Origin of the sequence: Glaciecola sp. XM2, from assembly GCF_018595715.1 — a bacterium.
GTDB lineage: Bacteria > Pseudomonadota > Gammaproteobacteria > Enterobacterales > Alteromonadaceae > Glaciecola.
In genome coordinates this window covers 212902-233800 of sequence record NZ_JAHEOJ010000020.1, presented here as the reverse complement: position 1 = coordinate 233800, position 20899 = coordinate 212902, and the positions used below count along the sequence as shown (strand labels likewise).

Below are 20899 nucleotides of genomic sequence, written 5' to 3'. Positions count from 1 at the left end.
CGCTGACGCCGTATTAACTAGGGAGTTACATTACACTAACGCTTTGCACGTCTTAGCCTTTTCTTAGTTTGCGTAGCATAAACAAGCCACCCAAAACGCCGGAGAATAGACCAAAAATAGTGGGTGTTGGTACCGCAACTTGTCTCATTTGAAAAGTTTCAGTGCTTAAGAAAAATGGCGTTATTGCAGCAGCGCGCGAAATCGTATCTGCACGCACCGCTTCAAATACCAAGCCACAAGCATTAACAGTATCGCAAGTGCTAGTAACTTCACTGTTTAGAAAGTCATCATTAGCCCAATAGTCGGCGAATGCAGAACCTACGCTATAGTTAGTGCTCGGCGCGAATAATGATAGACTCAAGCCCTCGTCAGCGGTATCACCAAGCATCCCTCCATCTAGGTTATAAGCAATGCCCATAAACGCACTAAATAAGCTCGTCATATCACTTGGACCACCAAAGTCGTCAATCCCCCTGCTGTCATAAACAACAGTTTGCGGACCGCGTGTTGTGCCAAAACCGTTGAAGGTTACTTCTGCATAGATTAGCTCATTGCCAAACGGACCTGGAAAAGGGTCTCGCTGCGACGCTAAAAGACTACGCGCGTAAATCTGACCATCTCCATCCATGTCCTTTCCAACAAATGACCCCGTAATAGAGGCGTTGGTTAATGCACCTTGCAACAAATTATTATCTTGGTCGAATTCATAACTATAAAACCCACTTTGAGTAAACTCGAACTTGACTGGTACTACGTCTGCGTGCGAGCTTGCAATGTACGCACTAGTGAGTGCAACTGTGAGTAAAAATTTTGAGTACTTCATATCAATCCTTAATTGAATTTACGAAAATGTAACGCAAGGCAATATGCAGTGATGCTTACGCTAGCTTTTTGTTTTTGTTAATTGGTGAGCAGTCATGCGCTGGACTTTTTAGCTAAAGGCTATATTTAACGTAGCCCACAGCTATTCATGAGCTCTGCTTATATTGCAGTTGTTGCACGCATAACGGGTCGATATGAAGTAAAGCTAAAAGCGCCTTTTTAATCCTGAAGAAAGACTAAAAATTGCTAAAGAAAACCTAAGGAGTGTTGTTTAGCTATCTAAAATAACAATACTTTCAGTCACTTATGTTTTATTGCGGGCAAAAATTAGGTCGATGGGACTGATATTCAATAAAACGGCAATAATCCGGCCATTGATTGTTTTCTTGCCAGTAAGAGAACATGCCAAGCTCTTCAAATAAACCACTTACCTCGGCTGAGTTTTTAAATATCAGTGAGTTTTGAGTGTATTCGCTTTGGAGAAAGGATTCTGGGTTTAAGTAACCGTGAATAAATTTAAAATCTCTAATGCTTCCATCAGCAAGATTGTTGTTGATTCTAGCCAGTAATTCGTCAAACATGCCTGCGCTGAGCGCTAGATTAAAATCCAGAAAAGGCATTGTTTTAATCATCCGTCTTGCCTCTTCTAAATTGTTTTCTAATATCGCGTCGATTACTTGAGCATGTTGATGATAAGTCGGATGCTGCTCCATCAAGGCTTTGCGTAATTCAATATAAGCAGAAGCATCGCCTCTCATCATTGCCACTTGAACTTTCACGCTCGCAGCGTCAAAACCTCGATTTTCTCCTAAGGCCTCGATGACTTGCGCTTGATAATCAGCACCTTCAATATCTCCTTGATGACTATACACAATCGCTAAATAGCTATGCATCAGAATCGACAGCGGAAAATACTCAAGATGCTTTTCGACGAGTTTCGCGGCCTTATCAAAATAGCCAAGATGCAAATAAAATTCAGCCAATTCTCTCACGCAGATTGTACAAGCTGGCGCATATTCTACGGAGGATTTTAGCGCTTGCTCATACTCGGCAAAATTCGTCTTATTAACGTCATACTGATAGGAGATTGCTCTTACAACCGGATGCTCAGGTGATATCGCAAGGGCTTGTTTCAACAATAAATCATATCTAATTAAAAGTTTCTCACGCATTTGCATATCAGTTTTATAAAAACTCAAACTTCTCACCGCTAAAGCCTGTTGAACAAAGGCCATCACAAAGTCTGAGCGCTGAGTAACTATGCCTTCAAGAATCTCAATGGCCTTGTTTAAGTTGTCTTCTCCTCTCCTATCTATGAGGTAAAGTGCATGTTGATACTGGGCCTGTAAACCTTGTGATAATTCCTTAATTTCAGGGGCCGGTCTTGCACTTTTTAGCTTCACCAAAATGTTTACAAGGTCTTGGGCGGTCGTCATCCGTTGTGCTTGCGAATCAAAGCGGCGAACGCCTCGCCAAACTAAAAGTCCATCATTGTCAGTAATCTGAATATCAACAAGAGCCTCGTCTAAAGAGGTTTCTTGCGCCTCTTGAACATTAATGTTTAAGCTATTTTGTCGAAGTCTGTCATTTATGATGAGCGTGCTAGGAAGGTTTTTTAGTGACATTACATCGTCTATAACTTGCTGCGAATCAAAGCGCTCCTCCTTATTTGCAAGCTCTGCTGTTGAATGAGCTTGTTGATCAAGAGGGAGCCAAGCAACAAATATCCAAACCACGGTTACCACTAGTACCATGATGCAGGCATACATCAGGTAAGCACCTTTTTGGGTGTCAGAAGTAAAAACGCGGCGCTTGACGCTTGGCGTATCATGCAGCGTCGCTTCAACGAGCAGTTGATATCCCTTTGCGTGTATTGTCTTTATGAACTGCGGATTTTTAGCTTCATCATTAAACACCTTACGCAACTCTGATATACAGCGAGTCAAGCTCTCTTCAACCGTAAAGCTCCCACTCCACACCGTCTGCATAAACTCATCCCGTTCAACGACCTGCCCCTCTCGTTCTATCAGTAAGAGCAAAACGGCCATGGTTTTAGGTTCTAGCTTTTGTATAGCGCCCGATTGGGTGTTTTTGACAGAGCGGTCGTCAGGGTTTATTTGAAAATGTGCTATATGAATCATCGCTAATTCACATCTCCACTACATTCAATGTAATGATTATTGTATCAACATGCTGCACTTCTTACTCCAACCTTTACATCCCTTTCCAAAGTAAGGTAACAAAATTTTTTTAGTAAGTACAAAGGCTAAGCAATATTGATATGTACACGCAAACTAACACTATAAATTTTAATGCGTTATGCTGAGAGTAAAGCTGTGTTTTTGTATACCTTGCTTGCTCTTAAGGAACACTAAAGCCTAAAAACAATACATCTTCAAAACCTATAAACCGATAGGTTCATTATGAATCTAATGTAGATAGTGTCACGGCTTGTGCGCACTTAACATTCGAGATATTAGCACCCTTCATTAGGTTCATGGAATAGACTATGCCTGAGTCATTGTTTCAATACTGATTTGCTGTATTCTCACCTTAGGGTATATATGATTTAAACCAATTGGAGAGCTCTCATGGCTAGACTCAAAAATAAAGTAGCATTTATCACAGGCGCTAGCTCTGGTATCGGTAAAGCGACGGCAATTTTGTTTGCAAAAGAAGGAGCGAAAGTTGCCTTTATCGCACGACGCAAAGATAAAGGGGAACAAACCCTATGTGAAATAGAAGCCGCAGGCGGTGAAGGTTTATTTATTCAAGCCGACGCCTCAAATGCAGAAGCGATAAACTCAGCGGTCAAACAAACGGTGGACACCTTTGGCAAACTTGATATCGGCGTCAACAATGCTGCGATTATTGGTGAGCTCGGTCCCTTGATTGAAATGAGCGATGAGGCTTGGCGAAATTTGTTAGCGGTGAATCTAGATGGCGTTTTTTACTCCCTGCGTGCCCAAGCGCGTGTGATGACCGAAAACGGCGGCTCAATTATCAATGTTGCGTCAGTTAATGCCTTTATTGGCGCTCCCGGAGCCGCGGCATACGCAACATCAAAACATGCTCTATTAGGCCTCGCTAAATCAGCGGCCGGTGAGCTTGCTCCAATGAAAATACGAGTGAATACGGTTTGTCCTGGTTTGGTTGCTACTGAAATGCAAGATCACATTGCTGAACTCGCCACGGGTGGACATCCAGAAGGTTTTGAAAATCCGTTTCTAGCACGAGTGCCAATGGGGCGCATGGCCACAACACAAGAAATCGCAAATGCAATTTTATGGCTTGCCTCCGACGAAGCCAGTTACTTCACCGGAAGCGAACTCACCCCTGATGGCGGATTATTAGCTTAAATTTATTAGACTAGCGCAGAAGTAATTATAGGAAATAATAGTATGACCACATTAAAACTCATGGTGCTGTACCCAGTGCCAAACGATGTAGAACAATTTGAGAAAGACTATGCAGACCATCTGGCTTTGTTTCATAGCAAAATGGGCTTACCCACTGATCAAAAACCGTATACTGTCACAAAGATACATTCAGACCCAAACAATCCTGCACCTTACTACCACATGTTTAGCATGCCCTTTAAATCACAAGAAGCGCTTGAGCAGGCACTCAGTTCACCAGAAATGCTGGAAGTGGCCGCAGATGCAGCACGCATTTCTACAGGTGGTGAGCCAGTGATGCTAGTGGGTAGCGATACTTAGCAATACAATTTTTAATGCAAAATCGTGAATTATCTTAATTTAGAAATTAAAACTCGGCCAAAGGTTTGAAGCGGCCGGGTTTGAACGGGTGAGTAATAAACCCTATTCAACCACATAACTCTTAAAGCGGCTTTTCCCAAAACATCGCTTGGCCCATTTCAGGGTCAAGCTCATATCCTTTAAAGCCAGCCTTTAGATACGCGTTTTGCGCGCCAATATTACCTTGTAGGACTTCAAGCGTTAGCTTACACGCACCTCTTTTCCTAGAAAGCTCTTCAACATAAGCAATTAAACCTTGGCTTATATCGTGTCCTCTTGCAATTGGGTCGATGGCAAAATCATGAATATTGACCACAGCTTTCGCTTTAAAAGTGGAGAAGCTTTCAATGCAATTGCAAAAGCCTATGGGCACGTCACTGACTAAACCATCTTTGTCAGCCACATCGGCATAAACAAGTACTGAAAATACATGAGGTCGTTTACGCATTTCGCCAATCAGCTTGCCGACAATGAGGTCGCTCAGAGGCTCTCCTGCCCCCATCGGGTCAATGGCATACATTTGGAGCATCTTTATTAAATCACTCGCATGATTTGCGTCATCATAGTTAACTTCAAGATATCTAATATTTGAGAGTTCAAGGGCCTGCATTGGTAATAAAATCCTCGTGTATGTAGCTTCAGTAACGATGATGATTGCGTTAGTTTCGCAGTCATTGTTATTGATACACAATAGCATATCTTAGGTCGCTTCGTGGCACTACCCCATATATTGCCAATCATTATGAGCACAATGTTCAAGTAGACAGCTTGTAGTTAAGAGGGTTAGGATGCTAGGGACTTAACCGTGGATTGCTAGCATTAGGTATAAACATATATTGCTGCGCTCACCGTCACCTCGTCCAAGGAGCTCTTTCATGTATTCAGGCTATCTGAAACTCGTACTCGTCATTGCCATATGCACCGTGTCATTATCATCAACTGCACAAGAAAAGCACGTACCAACCATTGAAGAGGCATTTTCACTTAAAACGATTAATTCTCTAGCGCTAGCACCATCTGGTGCTCAAATCGCTTACACAAAGCAAGAGTTAGATTTTGATGAAGACCAGTATTTGACGCAGCTTTGGCTGTATAACACGCAAAGCGAGCAGCACCGTCAACTCACATTTAGTGCTAAAAGCGTCAGTGACATGCAGTGGTCCAGCGACAACAAATGGATTGTATTCAAGCGAGATGGAAAACTCATGGCTATTCGACCCGATGGCGGTGAACCCAAAGATATAGGCATCGATCATAAAGGTATTGGTGATTACGCATTATCTCAAGATATGACCTCGCTAGTATTTCTCTCTAGTGAAGATAGAAAAGAGGAGCTAGAGAATCGCAAGGAGACTTACGGAGATTTTGTCGTTGTAAATAAAGAAGCGGCCGATACGCACTTGTTTCACGTTGCATTAAACTCAGATTTAACGGCGGTTTCTGAGCCTGAGCAAATAACAGATGCAGATAATTTCTCTATCTTCGACATGGCATTGTCCCCTAGCGATTCTATCGTTGCTGTAGCAGCCGCGCCCTCACCCCGACTCACAGATTTGGGCAACATTGACATTTATTTGGTCAATTTGAAAAACAAAGAAGTGAGCTTACTCAATGAAGGCTATGGCTTTGAAAGTAACCTCACCTTTTCTAAAGATGGAAACACTTTGGCGTTTAATCGCTCTACCGGCTTTCAGAAAAATGCACAGATATTCACTGTTGCCACGTCGGGTGAACAGGCCCAATTATTAAGCGAAAGTTTTGATGAGGATGCCAATATCATCGAGTGGAACGACGAAGGTATATTTTTTGAAGCATCGCAAAAGACAAATCGTTATTTGTATAAGCTCAACCCAAGTTCAGGCAATATTTCTAAGGTTAGTCGTGGTGATGAGCTTATCGCTTTTAACTTTTCACTCTCAGAAGATGGCAAAACCATTGCTTATCGCGCCAGCAGTGATAAGACTTTGTCTGAGATATTTACGCAAAAAGGAAGACGCGTTTCTCAAGTGACCAACATGTCTGAGCAAATACAAAGCTATGCCCTAGGTAAACGCGAACTCATTCAATGGAAAGCGACTGACGGGGCCGAAATCGAAGCGGTGCTGATTAAGCCCCATGATTATGACGCCAGCAAAAAATATCCGCTGTATGTAGTGACGCATGGCGGTCCTACAGCAACAGACAGGCCTGATCTAAGCCGTCTTGGACGGTGGTATCCTCTAGATACCTGGGCGGGCAATGGCGCTATGGTATTACTCACAAACTACAGAGGCAGCGCTGGTTACGGAGAGGCGTTTCGCAGTCTGAACTGGCGCAATCTAGGCATAGGACCGGCTACCGACATTATCTCTGGCGTGGAACATCTTGATAGCTTGGGAATGATTGATACCAGCAAAGTCGGCTGTCTTGGTTGGAGCCAAGGTGGGCACATATCTGCGATGCTGGCTACATATAGCGATATATGTGTTGCTGCAAATATGGGAGCGGGTATCTCTAATTGGGAAACCTATTATTACAATACCGACATCACCCAGTTCACTGTTGAGTACTTTGGTAAAACGCCATACGAAGACAAAGCCGTTTATGAAAAAACATCGCCTATGACCTACTTAAGCAACGCAAAAACACCGGTACTGATTCAGCATGGAGAAAACGATCAGCGCGTGCCGCTAGCAAATGCATACGAGCTAAGGCAGGGCTTGATTGATAAGGGGGTAGATACCACTTTCTTACTCTACAAAGGTATGGGACATGGACCGCGAACACCTAAAACACTGCGCGGCGTTTTGACTCACGTATCGCAATGGTTTGATCATTATTTATTTGATGCGCCCATGCCTGACTATGTGAACCCAGAGTTCGAGTCGAGCGTGCCGGCAGAAGAATAAGTAAACAATTGAGTAAATGCTCCCCTTGACCGCGCAGATTGTCAACACGCTAGCGCGGTCATATCTAAGGGTCTTAACTATCTAAAAAACATGTACTTTTGACTTTGCAGTTCATTTTTTGTACAGTTTGTAACGTGCATTTTGGTTTATAAAATAAAAAAGTCATTTAGCTTGTTAACAAATAACCGAAGAGCGTTTTATGAAAATTTTCCTGATCAACGAAAGTCCCATCGAAAGACAGTGGCTAAGCGCGGCCCTAGAGATGAGCAGTGAAATTGATACCATCGTTTGTCTAGAGAAAGGCTATGAGCTTGAGGTTGATGAAGTAAGCTTTACTTCTGCATTGATTATCGTGACTCAAGAGCAATTTGCCGGATTGCGCCGACAACTATCAAAGTCTTATGCTGCGACAGAATTGCCTTGTCCCATCCTTATCTTGTCAGACTCATTCGATAGTTTTGACGTAAGTGGTTACCGACACCTCACGCTAGATGCTTTCCCAACGCACGCCATTACACCACAAATTCTTAAGTACTTGCTAAGTACGTTACGACGAGACTTTCGTAAAGACCTGCGTTTAAAAAGGCTAGCGCATTACGATACGCTCACCAGTGCGACTAATCGCTACCTATTTAGCGATAGAGCCAAACAAGCTATAGCCTCGTCCAAGCGTCAAAATGAAGCACTGGCGTTTATGTATTTCGATTTAGATAAGTTTAAGAATATCAATGACAAGTATGGTCATAACACTGGGGATGAATACTTGAAGAAGTTTGTTGAAATTGTATCTGACAATATTCGTGATACTGATACACTCGGACGATTAGGGGGGGATGAATTCGCTTTGTTAATGCCAAAATCCACGCTTTTGGTCGCTGAGCATAAAGCACAGCAAGTCTTAAAAGCGTTAAGTAAAAAGCACACTATAAATCAACACGAGTTAAGCATTGCCACTTCCATTGGGATTATCGCGTTCGATGATGGGGAACTCTTGCAAGACGTTGATTACAAAACATTGGTTGGTCTAGCAGACACCGCTGCTTTTGCCGCAAAGAATCAGGGAAAGCATCGTTACGTAATAAGTGATAAATGTATGACAAAAAAGCAAAATGAGGCTATACCTGTTTGATGAAGCATCGCTTTATAAGCATTTCCCCTATTGATTAAGCGCAGCCGTTTGTAAAAATGTTTCAGAAAACCATCTGTCTATCATATGCTTTTCGTAAGGGAAGGCGTCCCGCCCTTGTATGCGACCGGATCTATTCATAAAGTTCATATCCTTAAGCTCTACGATATCAGATTGAACCACGTCACCATTGGCATTTTTCAGCTCGTATTCAAAATCCATGCTTGGGAAGAAAATATCTTCAATCACTCTTACCTCACTCAACAATGAGGTAATTGGAAAGCGCGCGCTCAATGTGTCTCCGGCTAGATCGATATCGGTGACTTTTATATTCAAGCTTTGGCCGTCTGGTAATTGTTCGGCTAGCTCTGAAAAATACGCTTCAAAGTCTCTGGTCACTTGTTTGGTAAACCGACTCCTAGACTGATTAGATGGGCGGATATCGGTATATTTCTTAGGTTCAATAAACTCTATCTTTAGTTTTGTCTGCTCATCTGCCCCCTCTTGCTCCGCATAAGCTGAAGCCGCTGGGACTAGAAATAAACTTGAAAATGCTAGCGCTGTTAATGAAACATAGATGGCGGTTTTCATACGCTTTTCCTTGTTAACGATGAGCAAAAATTAAAAAATATATTCATACTTAAACTAAGACCATCGTTGCTAGTATTAGTTCTGCAAGGTCGATTAATCACTCAATGGGGTGAAAAAAGCCAAATCACGTTGTTTTAAACGACCTAGGGCTGGTCCAAAATTTTACTGTTTTGAATATCACTACAAAACTTCATCAAGTTATTGCCAAATAAGTAAGGGTTTTTGTCGTCGTTGACGCAATATAAGTAGTGAAAGTTTTTGACACTATCAATAGAGCTGGTGACTTTGTACACATAATCAGTCTGATGAGGCTGCAGCGACATGTTATTGCGCAGGAAACTATCTTGTAAAGACGTTAGCATACGACGCTCAGATGCTGTTAACACAGTATTAACCCAACCAGAAACCGTATTTGCAACACCACCAAAAAAGTTATTGGTAATAGCGAGTCGAAGCAATAAAACAACCGCTACGACGCCAATGGCGGCAAACACGTAACGTCTATATTTCATAAACAAAATAGGTTCTCCTGACAAAAACGTGATAACAAAAGGTTTTAAGTCTCATCGTTTTAATACTTATGTGTTCTTATAGTTTACAAGCATACACATTATTTATTGATCTCGGTTAACAAATCAAATCTTTTGATTGATATACTTTTACCATGTAGTTGTAACGGACAAACGCCTTGTCATGAGTAAAGGTCAAAACATGAACCAGAAAATTCCAGTAAAAGATGTGACCCCGGTCCAAAAAGTCACACCTCAAGATAAGCTGACTAAGCCAGACTACTCAGCGCGCAATCGTATTTATGTGCGCGCAGTACAAGGAACGTTTGAAAACATAAGACGTTTTGGCGGTCTTATATTTTTAAGTGTTTTCGCGATTATCCCATGGCTCCAGTATCAAGGCCAGCAAGCGGTATTAATTAACTTAGCTGAACAGCGCTTTAATATATTTATGGTCACATTGTGGCCACAAGACCTGACTATTCTTGCATACAGTTTAATCGTTGCCGCATTTGGCTTATTTTTTGTGACCACCTTTGCAGGGAGAGTGTGGTGCGGATTCATGTGCCCACAAACAACCTGGACCTTTATCTATATATGGTTTGAAGAAAAAATTGAAGGGGCTCGTAACAAGCGTATGAAGCTTGATCAGCGGAAAATGGACGCCGATAAATTCATTCGTAAAAGCTTAAAGCATTTCGCATGGGTTGCAGTGGCACTGCTGACCTCCCTTACCTTTGTGGGTTACTTCACACCTATCAACGAACTGTTTATCAATTTCTTTACACTGGACACTGGGTTCTGGGTCGCGTTTTGGGTACTGTTTTTTACATTTTGTACCTATGCAAATGCCGGCTATATGCGCGAAGTTATGTGCACGCACATGTGTCCTTATGCACGCTTTCAATCTGCGATGTTCGACAAAGATACTTACACCGTAGCTTACGATGCACAGCGTGGTGAACAACGAGGCCCGAGAGCTCGAAAACTCACACAAGAAGATGTGAAGGCGAAAGGCTTAGGCGACTGCATAGACTGTAACCTGTGTGTACAGGTATGTCCTACCGGCATTGATATTCGCAACGGCTTGCAATATGAGTGTATCAATTGTGGCGCATGTGTAGATGCGTGTAACGGTGTTATGGAGAAAATGGGTTATGAAAAAAACCTGATCAGCTTTACATCGGAGCATGAGCTCAAAGGCGGCACTACGAAGATATTTCGCGCCAAGTTACTCGGCTATGCAGCGGTATTGTTGGTAATGACTAGCTTGCTGATCTTTGACATTGTGAGCAGAGTGCCGCTCGAAGTCGACATAATTCGTGATAGAAACTCTCTGTTCCGTGAAACCAATCAAGGGCTTATTGAGAACGTGTATACCCTTAAAATACTCAATAAATCACAGCAAGACAGAAGTTATATCATCAATGTGAAAGGTTTGGTCGACCCAAGCTATATCGGAGACTCTGAGGTCATGGTGCAAGGAGGTGAAGTGTTCACATTACCTATCAGTGTTGCCGTAGACCCTAATAATTTGGAGATTGGTACGCAAAAAATCTTCTTCAACGTTAGAACCAATGACGATCCTGATAACGTGGTCGAAACCGAAGAACCCAGTACCTTTATATTTACTGGATTTTAATCTCTTGAGCGAATCAGGCGGCATTGCAAGCCGCCTGTAACGTGTTATTGTATCGCACCACAAGCGAATATAAATTTGTTGATACGTGTCTGAATTCCATTTTACTAAACTTACCCCAGAGCTCATTTTAGACGGCATTGAGAGCCTCGGCATCCAAGTGTCCTCAGGGTTGCTCGCCCTAAATAGCTATGAAAACAGGGTGTATCAATTTGTTAGCGAAGAGCAACGTCGATACGTGGTGAAGTTTTACCGCCCGCTGCGATGGACCGACGAGCAAATTCTAGAAGAGCATCAATTCAGCCAACGCCTCAAAGATGAAGACATATCTGTAGTGGCCCCTTTGTCGCTTAACGGCAAAACCTTACATGAGATAAACGGCTATCGCTTTACCTTATTTGAATCCGTGGGCGGTCGTCAATTTGAAGTGGACAACCTTGACCAGTTGGAGTCGGTGGGTCGCATGCTTGGTCGTATCCATCGGGTGGGGCACACTGCCCTGTTTGAGCATCGCTTAGCTATCAGTATCGAAACCCACTTAAGTGAGCCTCGTAAAACGCTACAAGCTTATGAGATTGTGCCCGCCCATTTACAACAGCCTTTCTATGTGATTCTTGACCAATTGATTGAGCGAACCACTGAATATTACCAAGCGGCCATCAACAATATCGACGGCGCCATTCGTCTGCATGCCGACGTGCACCCGGGCAATATTCTGTGGCGCGACGGCCCTATGCTCGTTGACTTTGATGACTGTCGAAATGGCCCAGCCATTCAAGACCTCTGGATGATGTTAAGCGGTGACCGACAGCAGCAATTGCTGCAGTTAGATGTACTGGTAAGTGCCTATGAAGAATTCCACGATCTTGATCCAAAAGAACTGCACTTAATTGAGCCCTTGCGCGCCATGCGTATGGTGCATTATATGGCTTGGCTAGCGGTCAGATGGCAAGACCCCGCTTTTCCACAAGCGTTTCCGTGGTTTGGTGAAGATAAGTACTGGGAAGGCCAAATTCTCGCCCTAAAAGAGCAGTTTGCAGCACTCGATGAGCCGCCACTTTCACTGCTCCCGCAATACTAATAATTATATATACAATATAGCAAAAGCGTCCTTGCCCCTTTTTTATCTTAAGGTATAGTCCCGTGTATCGAGGTGCTTGTGTGTAATGCACAAGTTAAACGGGAAACAGGTGTAAAACCTGTGCTGCCCCCGCAACGGTAAGCAACCGACATCAATGTCAGTTTGAATAAATAAAGTCGGCGTGAATAACGTCTGCTTCGTCGCCACTGTATTGCGTTTTGGATATGGGAAGGTTTTATACAAATGTTGTGAGCCCGGATACCGGCCTTGTAAATCGGCGCGCCATTAGTACGCGCCAAATTTGCGATATTGCTCGGGTGGAGCAATCACAAGGATAATTATGAGACTCACAATGTTAACGCTCGCGCTCGGTTTTGGCGCGGGGGGACATGCCGTTGCGCAAACTAACCCGCAATCGTCCCAAGCAATTGAAACCATAAGTATTACTGCAGCCAGAAGCCCTCTTCCAGAGAAATTTGTAGCCGGTAGCATTAACGTCATCGATGAACGGCAAATACAAGCCTCTGGCGCCGTCTCTCTCGCCGACTTATTACGAAGTGTACCGAGCGTAAATATCTCCTCGTCAGGACCGTTAGGGAGCCTAACGGAGATTCGCTTTAGAGGAAGTGAGAGCAACCATGTTTTGGTCATGCTTGACGGTGTAGAAATCAATGATTTAGGCCAAGGCGGCCTTATTGACCTATCGCACCTACTGTTGTCTAACATTACTCGTATTGAAGTACTGCGTGGCCCACAAAGTGCCTTGTGGGGCAGTGCAGCAATTTCAGGTGTCATCAGCATCACCACGAAACAAAACGAAGCCGACAGTGACATTACAGCACAAGCAGGCGTTCGATATGGCAATAAAGCAACAGCGCAACTATCAGGCGCGATTAGCGGCCGCAGCGAAGCGCTTCAATACAGTATTAGCGCTTCTCACTTACAGAGCAACGGCGAAAATATTGCTCGCGAAGGTAACGAGGCTGACGGCTATAGAAACAATACTTTTTACGCCACGTTGGCTTATGAATTTTCAAAATATAATAGGCTATCGAGTAATGTGCGCATCGTCGATTATCAAAATGACTTCGACAGCACTGATTTTTCTACTGGATTGCTCAGTGACGCAAACAACCAAACCGATGGCGAACAGTTATCGATGGCGCTAAATTGGGACTTTTCTATCCCCCAGAGTATCTGGTCACAGCGCTTATCTTTGCAATATAGCGAACAAGAAAACATAAATGTCACCAACGACGTCTTTAGCGGCTCAACCACAGGTGAAAAACTGCGTACAGTATATAATCATAACTTCCAACTCAGTAGTGGTCACATAAACGTTGGCATCGAAGCAATTTCAGAAACCTTTAAACAAGCCGGTCCGATTTTATTTGGCGACCCCAATCAACGGCAAAGTAACGATAGCCAATCGTTAATTGCAGATATGCACCAACGGCTAAACAATAACCTTTCGGTGACCGCAAGTGCTCGATACGACAACAACGAAGTATTCGATAATGCGTCGAGCTATCGCGTGGGCCTTAACTATCAATTCATTGAGTCAATACGCGGGTTTATTAGCACCGGTAAGGCGATTAAAAACCCTACATTTACCGAGCGCTTTGGCTTTTTTCCCGGCACCTTTTTAGGCAATAATGCACTTGTACCAGAATCCTCTGAATCTCAAGAAGTCGGCATCAGCGCGACGATGTCTAATTTCGATATAGCGCTTTCATGGTATCGAGCAACCCTTAGTGATGAGATCTTAGGATTTGTATTTGACTCAGATACGGGCCTGTTTACCGCACAAAATGCTGAACTAAATAGCCAACGAGAGGGTCTAGAGTTTGAGCTTTCGCAAACCCTACAAGATTGGAGGTGGTCGTTTAGCTATGCATATTTAGATGCGAGCGAGGCTGAGCAAACCGAATTGCGTCGTGCAAAGCATACTGGCTCAGCGTGGGTGGCTTACGATATCAATGACAAACAGAGTTGGTACTTGCAAGCTGATTATACGGGTGGTCGTCTCGATAGATTCTTTCCTCCCTTTCCTCAGCCGTCTCAAATTGTTGGGTTAAAGCCATATTGGTTAGTAAGTGCAAACTATCGATATAAACTTAATGATAGATTGCTACTTTCATTACGATTGAGTAATGCGCTAAACACGGGATTTGAAGATGTCGTTGGGTTTAGTGGTGAATCTAGACGAGTTTTAGCAGCCTTAGACTATCAATTTTGATGGGATATAAAGCTAATCTCGTCAACACATCGTACATAGTATGATACTATTTTTAACGGAATCGATTTTAATATGCGCGTGTCACACCTTCAAAGTCGCGCACAGTATAGGAAATAAAAAATGAAGAAGATGTTTTTTGCCGTTGTATTGGCCGTATTGATACCCTTTCAAGCATTATCGCAAGTAACGCTTTGGCAAGAAGGTAAGCATTACAACATTATCGCTGATGAAGCCACTGCAACGCCTGTGGTTACTGAGTATTTTTCTTTTTGGTGTCCGGCGTGTTTTAGTTTTGAGCCTTTAGTGGCACAAATGAAAATACAACTTCCTGATGATGTCGAGTTTGATAAAGTACATGTTAATTTCATGCGATTTGCTGGCGCTGAAACCCAAGACGCTGCCACAAAAGCGATGATGATTGCTCGCAGTCTAGACAGAGGTGATGAGTTAACAGGTGCAATCTTTAACTATATTCACCGCGACAGACAGGTTGTGGCTAATTTAGATGACCTACGTAGCGTGTTTATTGCCAATGGCGTTGACCCAGAAGCGTTTGATAAGCAAGCAAAAAGCTTTAGCACAAACAGTGCCGTTGCGCGCAACAACAATAAAGTGACTAAATTCCGTGAGCATATTACTGGCGTGCCTAGTTTTATTGTAAATGGTAAGTATCAAGCGACATTTTCACGTGATATGAGCGCTGACGATATGATTAATTTGATTGTGTGGTTAAGCCAACAAAGCTAATTTGTGAAAACAAAAAAAGGGCGATAACGTTTAGTTATCGCCCTTTTTTATGGCTCTGCATTCGCAGGTTTGTTTACCCTAGCTCATCAGACACGATGCGATAGCGCGGGTCTTCGTTAACATTAATTTCAACGTATTCACCTGCCTTTCTCAACAAGGTTTGGCACTCTGGGCTTATATGTCTAATATGAAGCTTTTTACCTTGCTCTTTATATTTGTCAGCCAGGCTGTCTAGTGCATCGATACCTGACGAATCCCAAATGCGAGATTCTTTAAAATCAATCACCACATCGTCTGGGTCGTTTTGCGGGTCGAAGATATCTCTAAAGTGCGATACCGAACCGAAAAACAAAGGTCCATCAAGGTCATATACCTTCCAGCCATCGTCATCGGTATGAGTGCGCGCTGCGATATGTGTCGCGTGCTTCCAAGCAAATACCAATGCCGAAACAATCACACCCACAACTACCGCAATGGCCAAATCGGCAATTACCGTAATGAATGTGACTAAAAACAATACAAAAGCATCTTCTTTGTTTACACCGCGAACAATTCTAAAGCTTGCCCATTCAAAGGTGCCGATAACAACCACGAACATTACTCCAACAAGCGCAGCTAGTGGCACCATTTCAATCAGCGGAGCAGCAAATAAAATAAAGGCTAAAAGCACCAATGCGGCGGTGATACCAGACAGTCGACCGCGCCCACCGGAATTGATGTTTATCATACTTTGACCAATCATCGCACAGCCACCCATTCCGCCAAAAAAGCCGTTAACCGTGTTAGCAACACCCTGGCCTACGCACTCTTTGTTCCCGCGGCCGCGAGTATCTGTCATTTCATCAATTAGACTTAAGGTAAGCAAAGATTCAATTAAGCCCACAAGACTCAAAATAACCGCCGTGGGCAAAATGATATATAAGGTCTCAAGATTAAAGGGCACCATAGGAATGCTAAAACTTGGCAATTCGCCCGCAAGTGTGACGCTGTCACGCTGAGCTTCGGGTACCATGTCGCGCACAAAATCGATAACGGTGCGTGCTTCTAAATCCAAGCCGTGTACCAACAAAGTGACCGTCACAATTGCAACGAGCGAGGCTGGGACCGCTTTAGTCAGTTTTGGTAGCAAGAAGATAATGGCCATAGTCAGTGCTACTAACCCCACCATCCAATACAGCATAGTGCCTGTCATCCACGTAAGTTCGCCAAGCGGATTAACAACTTTAAACTGACCTAGCTGGGCTAAAAAGATGACAATGGCAAGGCCGTTTACAAAGCCTAGCATGACCGGGTATGGCACTAATCTTATAAATTTCCCGAGGCGAAACACGCCTGCTAATATTTGTAAAATACCCGCCAATACTACCGCAGCAAATAGATATTGCACGCCATGTTGCGCTACTAGCGCAACCATCACAACCGCCATTGCGCCGGTTGCACCAGAAATCATGCCCGGTCTACCGCCAATAGCAGAGGTAATCAAACCCATCATAAATGCAGCATACAAACCAACCATGGGCTCAACGCCGGCAACAAATGCGAATGCAACGGCCTCAGGAACCAGTGCTAGAGCAACTGTGATCCCAGAAAGCACGTCGTTTTTGACATTTCCTTTCGTGCCGTTTATCAAGTTAAACATTAATTTCTCTGTGGTTATTCATAAAATTCGCGCGAGTGTAGCAGAAATGCACCTCAAAATCTTTTAAGAGTTTGTAAACCAACTGCATCATTTATTAACCTTTTAAAAACGTATTTAAAACAACTCTCCACTATGCCCATCCCTTAAAAGTCTATTAGACCAAAGATGTAGAATCGCAGTATTCACCGCTATATTCTTGAGGTATTTTTTGCACTAAAGGCAAACTTAAAGGTAATTTAAAGCACTGTTTTATATGAACTATTTATCTTTAAAGCAGAAGCCAAGAGCGATTGCTTACGGCTACGTATTTTAAGTGGGTTTTACCCTAAAAAAGCACTTCTTGGGCTGTAGGGCAGTTCGTAATCATGGTGGTAGTGGCTTAACATTATTGCTCACAATTTGCTGAACAATGAAGCAGTGAGTCGCTGCTTTACAAAGCACGATAAAATCTGTTGGAGAGAAGAAGTGAGCAACACCATAAGTACAGATACGGCAGATGATGAGAGCGCAAAAAGCGCGCAGCCGGAATCAAAAAGCTATCAAGAGCTTCACAAACCAAGCGCTTCGTTTGAAACGCGAGATGAATATCTAGAACATGAGTTGCAAATCATGCAACCAAAGCGATGGCGTGCGAATTTACCGTTTCGTGATTACCGTTTTGAGTTTGAAGACACCATACCAGCTATGGCGGGCACCATTGGCAAGGTAGTCATGGTGGGAGCCATTGCGGCAACATTCGCAGCTCCGCTAGGCTTAAGCGATGCCTTTGTTTTAGAGAACGTGCGTTACGAGCTGTTGATCGTATCTATTTTCATCATTATTTTCTCAGGGTTTATTTTACCCACCGCTAACCTCGCAGGTACTCACGGTCCTCTAATTCCACTCATACCCATAGTGGTAGCAGCCGGCGGCCACCCCATGGCATTTGGACTATTAATTGGCGCATTCGGGCTATTACTCGCTATTAGTAAAGGCGGTAGTTTACTTGCCAAACTCACCAGTAAAGGGGTGTGTGGAGGGTTACTCCTCTATTTGGGCTTTATTGGCACTACATCACAGGTTAAAAAGCTCTTTGCTTGGGCCGAAGGGATTGAAATGACGCATATTGCGTTTATCGTGATTCTATTAACCATTTTGCTCTACGCTTTACTTGAGCACTGGCGTAAGCGTTGGCTTGCCGTGCCGCTAAGTTGCTTATTAGGCGGCATTACCGCATGGGCCTTGGGCGCGCCTTTTGAATTCAAAACCGCACCTGGTTTACCTAATATGAATCCGATGTATTGGTGGGGTGAAAACACGGGTTGGATGATTGGCTTGCCTACGGTAGAGAGCTTTATCGTGGTACTCCCGTTTGCCGTGCTAGCTGTTGCCATGTGGTCACCTGATTTTCTAGGGCATCAAGTGTTTCAAAAAATCAGTTATCCAGAGCGCACTGAAAAAGTGCAAATGGACATTGACGATACCATGGTCAGTGCCTCTGTTCGCCAAACCTTTGGTTCATTGATGGGTGGCTCAAATTTCACTTCGTCTTGGGGTACCTACATCGTACCAGCAGCCATTGCTAAGCGTCCAATTCCTGCGGGTGCGTTGCTTACTGCATTGTTTTGTATCATCGCGGGTGTTTGGGGATATCCGATGGATTTAGCCATTTGGCAGCCGGTGTTATGTGTTGCGCTAGTCGTGGGCGTTTTCATTCCTCTACTTGAGGCAGGCATGGAAATGACTCGAGAAGGCAAAACAACACAATCGGCAGCGATTGTTGTGTTTGGTTCAGCGCTAGTTAACCCGGCATTTGGCTGGTCCTTAACCATGCTGCTCGATAACATGGGCTTGATTGGATGCAAAGAGCGTAGCTCAGAGCTTACGCATATGAGCCGCTGGATCATTCCACTTGTGATGTTTGTGGTGTTAACAGGTGTCATGGCATTAGTTGGGCTTCTGCCGGGGATCCCCGCGCTAATGCCTGGATTTAGACACTAATCTAGCGGCGTATCTATGCTCGGTTGTCGCTTTAATATGATAGCGACAACCGAACGTAGCTAATTTGACTGCGGTGTATAGAAAAATAGAATCCGCCAGTTCGCTTCGCTATCTGGGAAGCGCTTTTGTATGACCAACTCATTCAGGCCCTCTTTGAAATACGCTTGCGAGATAAACGCTTTTATCCCCTTTTGTGATGTATCTGCCTGCCTGTAATTGATAAATTGCACGTCGAGCTCTTCACCATTTATCATAATCGTATGGTAAGTCTTATAACATGCCAAAAGCGCAAAGCCACTGCCCGTGCGCCTTTGTAATTTGCTCACATCATCTGGCGCGTCAAAGTCCTCGCATGCTGCAGTCTCTAATAGCCTACTTTCATGACTAAACACTGGAATGAATAGTTCTATAGACTCACCATAAATGGCATCTGATTGAATTTGTGGCGTCATCAGAAACGCATTTTGCGATTGCGTGTTTTTATAAAACGCCGCATAGGCATAGCTTTCGTTCTGATATCGCGTGTTGTCTAACATGTAAAATACGTTGGTATCAAAGATTTTAAATATTGAAAGCGCCATCCCCGCAAATATAAATGAGAGCAATAATTTAGATAGGCTTTTATTCTTTTTATAATTGGAGCCGAAGGTCATGGTAATTTGCATATTGGCGCGATAAAAAGGGCCTAGTAATGCCATTGATGTAAATTTTACAAATTTAAAATGCAGGTTTTGTAAGCCCTCTTTATCTTTATTTCGCTCTAGATTAGCAAAAGCGCTCACGAGGATTTGCGCAACAAGCACCGCCGCAAAAGCGCACAAAATAATCAATACAGCCACAAAAGGAATGTACTGAGACAAGAGACTGTAAATAATTAATATAAAACCAAACATTAAAGCGATGAATGAATAAATCATCATGACCGCAAACGCCGATGAAAAAATAACACTGCAAAGCTCGTCTACCTTTTCAATCGAGGTTTTTAACTCAGGGAGTTCATTAAGTAACTTTTCGGTATAGATTTTAGAGTACATGCTATCTTCCATGCCGTACTCAGGGAAAACGGAGTTAAGGCCAACTAAACCCACCCAGTAAGAGCGTAAAACAAAATGAATGACAAACATCGCGACCAATACGCTAATTGCCAGCAACCCAGAATATACGATGAAATACCCAAACATGTAGTGTGAGGGTAACAACACATCAATAAACTTGTTTGTGAGCCATTCGATGACTGAAAATAATTGAAAGGCACTGAAGGTTGCCACAGCAGATACTAATAGCTCTGCTTCCCAGCTTTCATCTTTAAGCTTTTGTAACCAAGCTTTGTTGTTTGAAGTTGTATCGCCGCTCACCTTGAGCTCCTTGTTTTCACTAGACATATCCTTCGCTCACTTATGGTTAGTTTTGGCGCTCAAGCTTGCGCATTGGCATACCATCAATATCCGCAAATACTTGGTTGATGTCGATTGTGTTTGCCGAGGGTTCGTAAAAGCTTTTTATACCCCCGTCTAGCCCAACAAGTATGCTGTATTTATTTGCGAGCATATTTTCAACTACTTCACGCTCAAGTAATAAAGGTGTATTGGTAAACGCCTCAACTATTGCGTCTTGCGTATAGAGAATGACTCTTAGCTTCCTATCTTCAATATCCTTAACGTGTGCATTAAGCAACGATTCAAGCGCAGAGCGGTCGGTATGCATTGATACATCGATAATGAGTAAGCGATACTGCCATTTAAAGCTATCAAGGCTTGTCGCTTTGACTAGCCCCATTGCGCTTAACAAAACAAGCAGAAACACAAATGTCGCTAACCTAAGCAGTGCTGCTGAGGATCTTTTGTCATTCACCTATTATCACTCCATTTACGTTGACCCAT

Annotated in this window: 17 protein-coding genes and 1 riboswitch; of the genes, 9 read left to right on the top strand and 8 right to left on the bottom strand. The window is 43.4% G+C overall.

Annotation, left to right across the window (positions count from 1 at the left end):
* Positions 1 to 52: 52 nt before the first annotated feature.
* Positions 53 to 823, bottom strand: a complete 771-nt coding sequence (locus KJ365_RS05675) for a hypothetical protein (protein ID WP_214450661.1) — start codon at positions 821 to 823, stop codon at positions 53 to 55.
* Between the two features lie 310 nt (positions 824 to 1133).
* Positions 1134 to 2963, bottom strand: coding sequence for a winged helix-turn-helix domain-containing protein (locus KJ365_RS05670; RefSeq protein ID WP_214450660.1), 1830 nt, complete (start codon positions 2961 to 2963; stop codon positions 1134 to 1136).
* 450 nt (positions 2964 to 3413) lie between these two features.
* Here KJ365_RS05670 and KJ365_RS05665 point away from each other — a divergent pair, with 450 nt between their 5' ends.
* A complete protein-coding gene (locus tag KJ365_RS05665; RefSeq protein ID WP_214450659.1) occupies positions 3414 to 4181 on the top strand; it encodes an SDR family NAD(P)-dependent oxidoreductase in 768 nt (255 codons plus the stop codon).
* Positions 4182 to 4223: 42 nt separating this feature from the next.
* Positions 4224 to 4541, top strand: a complete 318-nt coding sequence (locus KJ365_RS05660) for an EthD family reductase (RefSeq protein WP_214450658.1) — start codon at positions 4224 to 4226, stop codon at positions 4539 to 4541.
* Positions 4542 to 4662: 121 nt separating this feature from the next.
* Here KJ365_RS05660 and KJ365_RS05655 read toward each other — a convergent pair whose 3' ends face one another.
* Complete coding sequence (locus tag KJ365_RS05655) at positions 4663 to 5277, bottom strand: GNAT family N-acetyltransferase (RefSeq protein ID WP_250884047.1); 615 nt, start codon at positions 5275 to 5277, stop codon at positions 4663 to 4665.
* Between the two features lie 178 nt (positions 5278 to 5455).
* Between KJ365_RS05655 and KJ365_RS05650 the strand changes: the two genes are divergently transcribed.
* Positions 5456 to 7468 carry a S9 family peptidase gene (locus tag KJ365_RS05650; protein WP_214450657.1) on the top strand — a complete coding sequence of 671 codons (2013 nt, stop codon included), beginning with the start codon at positions 5456 to 5458 and terminating at the stop codon, positions 7466 to 7468.
* 199 nt (positions 7469 to 7667) lie between these two features.
* Entirely contained in the window at positions 7668 to 8597 is a 930-nt protein-coding gene (locus tag KJ365_RS05645; protein ID WP_214450656.1) for a GGDEF domain-containing protein, read from the top strand.
* Positions 8598 to 8624: 27 nt separating this feature from the next.
* On the opposite strand, the gene KJ365_RS05640 is transcribed toward KJ365_RS05645, so the two are convergent.
* Positions 8625 to 9185, bottom strand: coding sequence for a DUF3016 domain-containing protein (locus tag KJ365_RS05640; RefSeq protein ID WP_214450655.1), 561 nt, complete (start codon positions 9183 to 9185; stop codon positions 8625 to 8627).
* Positions 9186 to 9328: 143 nt separating this feature from the next.
* Positions 9329 to 9697, bottom strand: coding sequence for a hypothetical protein (locus tag KJ365_RS05635; protein ID WP_214450654.1), 369 nt, complete (start codon positions 9695 to 9697; stop codon positions 9329 to 9331).
* Between the two features lie 199 nt (positions 9698 to 9896).
* On the opposite strand from KJ365_RS05635, the gene ccoG reads away from it, so the two are divergent.
* The 4 genes from ccoG to KJ365_RS05615 all read left to right on the top strand — a co-directional run bounded on the left by ccoG (position 9897) and on the right by KJ365_RS05615 (position 15400).
* Positions 9897 to 11336 (top strand): cytochrome c oxidase accessory protein CcoG, encoded by a 1440-nt coding sequence (gene ccoG, locus KJ365_RS05630; protein WP_214450653.1) that lies wholly within the window; start codon positions 9897 to 9899, stop codon positions 11334 to 11336.
* A gap of 85 nt (positions 11337 to 11421) precedes the next feature.
* Positions 11422 to 12414 carry a serine/threonine protein kinase gene (locus KJ365_RS05625; RefSeq protein WP_214450652.1) on the top strand — a complete coding sequence of 331 codons (993 nt, stop codon included), beginning with the start codon at positions 11422 to 11424 and terminating at the stop codon, positions 12412 to 12414.
* 53 nt (positions 12415 to 12467) lie between these two features.
* Positions 12468 to 12698: riboswitch (cobalamin riboswitch) on the top strand.
* 56 nt (positions 12699 to 12754) lie between these two features.
* Positions 12755 to 14653, top strand: coding sequence for a TonB-dependent receptor plug domain-containing protein (locus KJ365_RS05620; protein WP_214450651.1), 1899 nt, complete (start codon positions 12755 to 12757; stop codon positions 14651 to 14653).
* Between the two features lie 120 nt (positions 14654 to 14773).
* Positions 14774 to 15400, top strand: coding sequence for a thiol:disulfide interchange protein DsbA/DsbL (locus KJ365_RS05615; protein WP_214450650.1), 627 nt, complete (start codon positions 14774 to 14776; stop codon positions 15398 to 15400).
* Between the two features lie 73 nt (positions 15401 to 15473).
* Here the strand turns inward: KJ365_RS05615 and KJ365_RS05610 are convergent, their stop codons facing one another.
* Entirely contained in the window at positions 15474 to 17039 is a 1566-nt protein-coding gene (locus KJ365_RS05610) for a SulP family inorganic anion transporter (RefSeq protein WP_214450649.1), read from the bottom strand.
* Between the two features lie 477 nt (positions 17040 to 17516).
* Between KJ365_RS05610 and KJ365_RS05605 the strand changes: the two genes are divergently transcribed.
* Positions 17517 to 19019 (top strand): DUF3360 family protein, encoded by a 1503-nt coding sequence (locus KJ365_RS05605; RefSeq protein WP_214451294.1) that lies wholly within the window; start codon positions 17517 to 17519, stop codon positions 19017 to 19019.
* A 59-nt stretch (positions 19020 to 19078) separates the two neighbouring features.
* Here the strand turns inward: KJ365_RS05605 and KJ365_RS05600 are convergent, their stop codons facing one another.
* Both KJ365_RS05600 and KJ365_RS05595 read right to left on the bottom strand, forming a co-directional pair.
* The gene (locus KJ365_RS05600) at positions 19079 to 20374 is read right to left on the bottom strand and encodes a hypothetical protein (protein WP_214450648.1); all 1296 of its coding nucleotides are present in this window, start codon (positions 20372 to 20374) and stop codon (positions 19079 to 19081) included.
* A gap of 46 nt (positions 20375 to 20420) precedes the next feature.
* Complete coding sequence (locus tag KJ365_RS05595; protein WP_214450647.1) at positions 20421 to 20870, bottom strand: DUF4174 domain-containing protein; 450 nt, start codon at positions 20868 to 20870, stop codon at positions 20421 to 20423.
* Between the last annotated feature and the right edge of the window lie 29 nt (positions 20871 to 20899).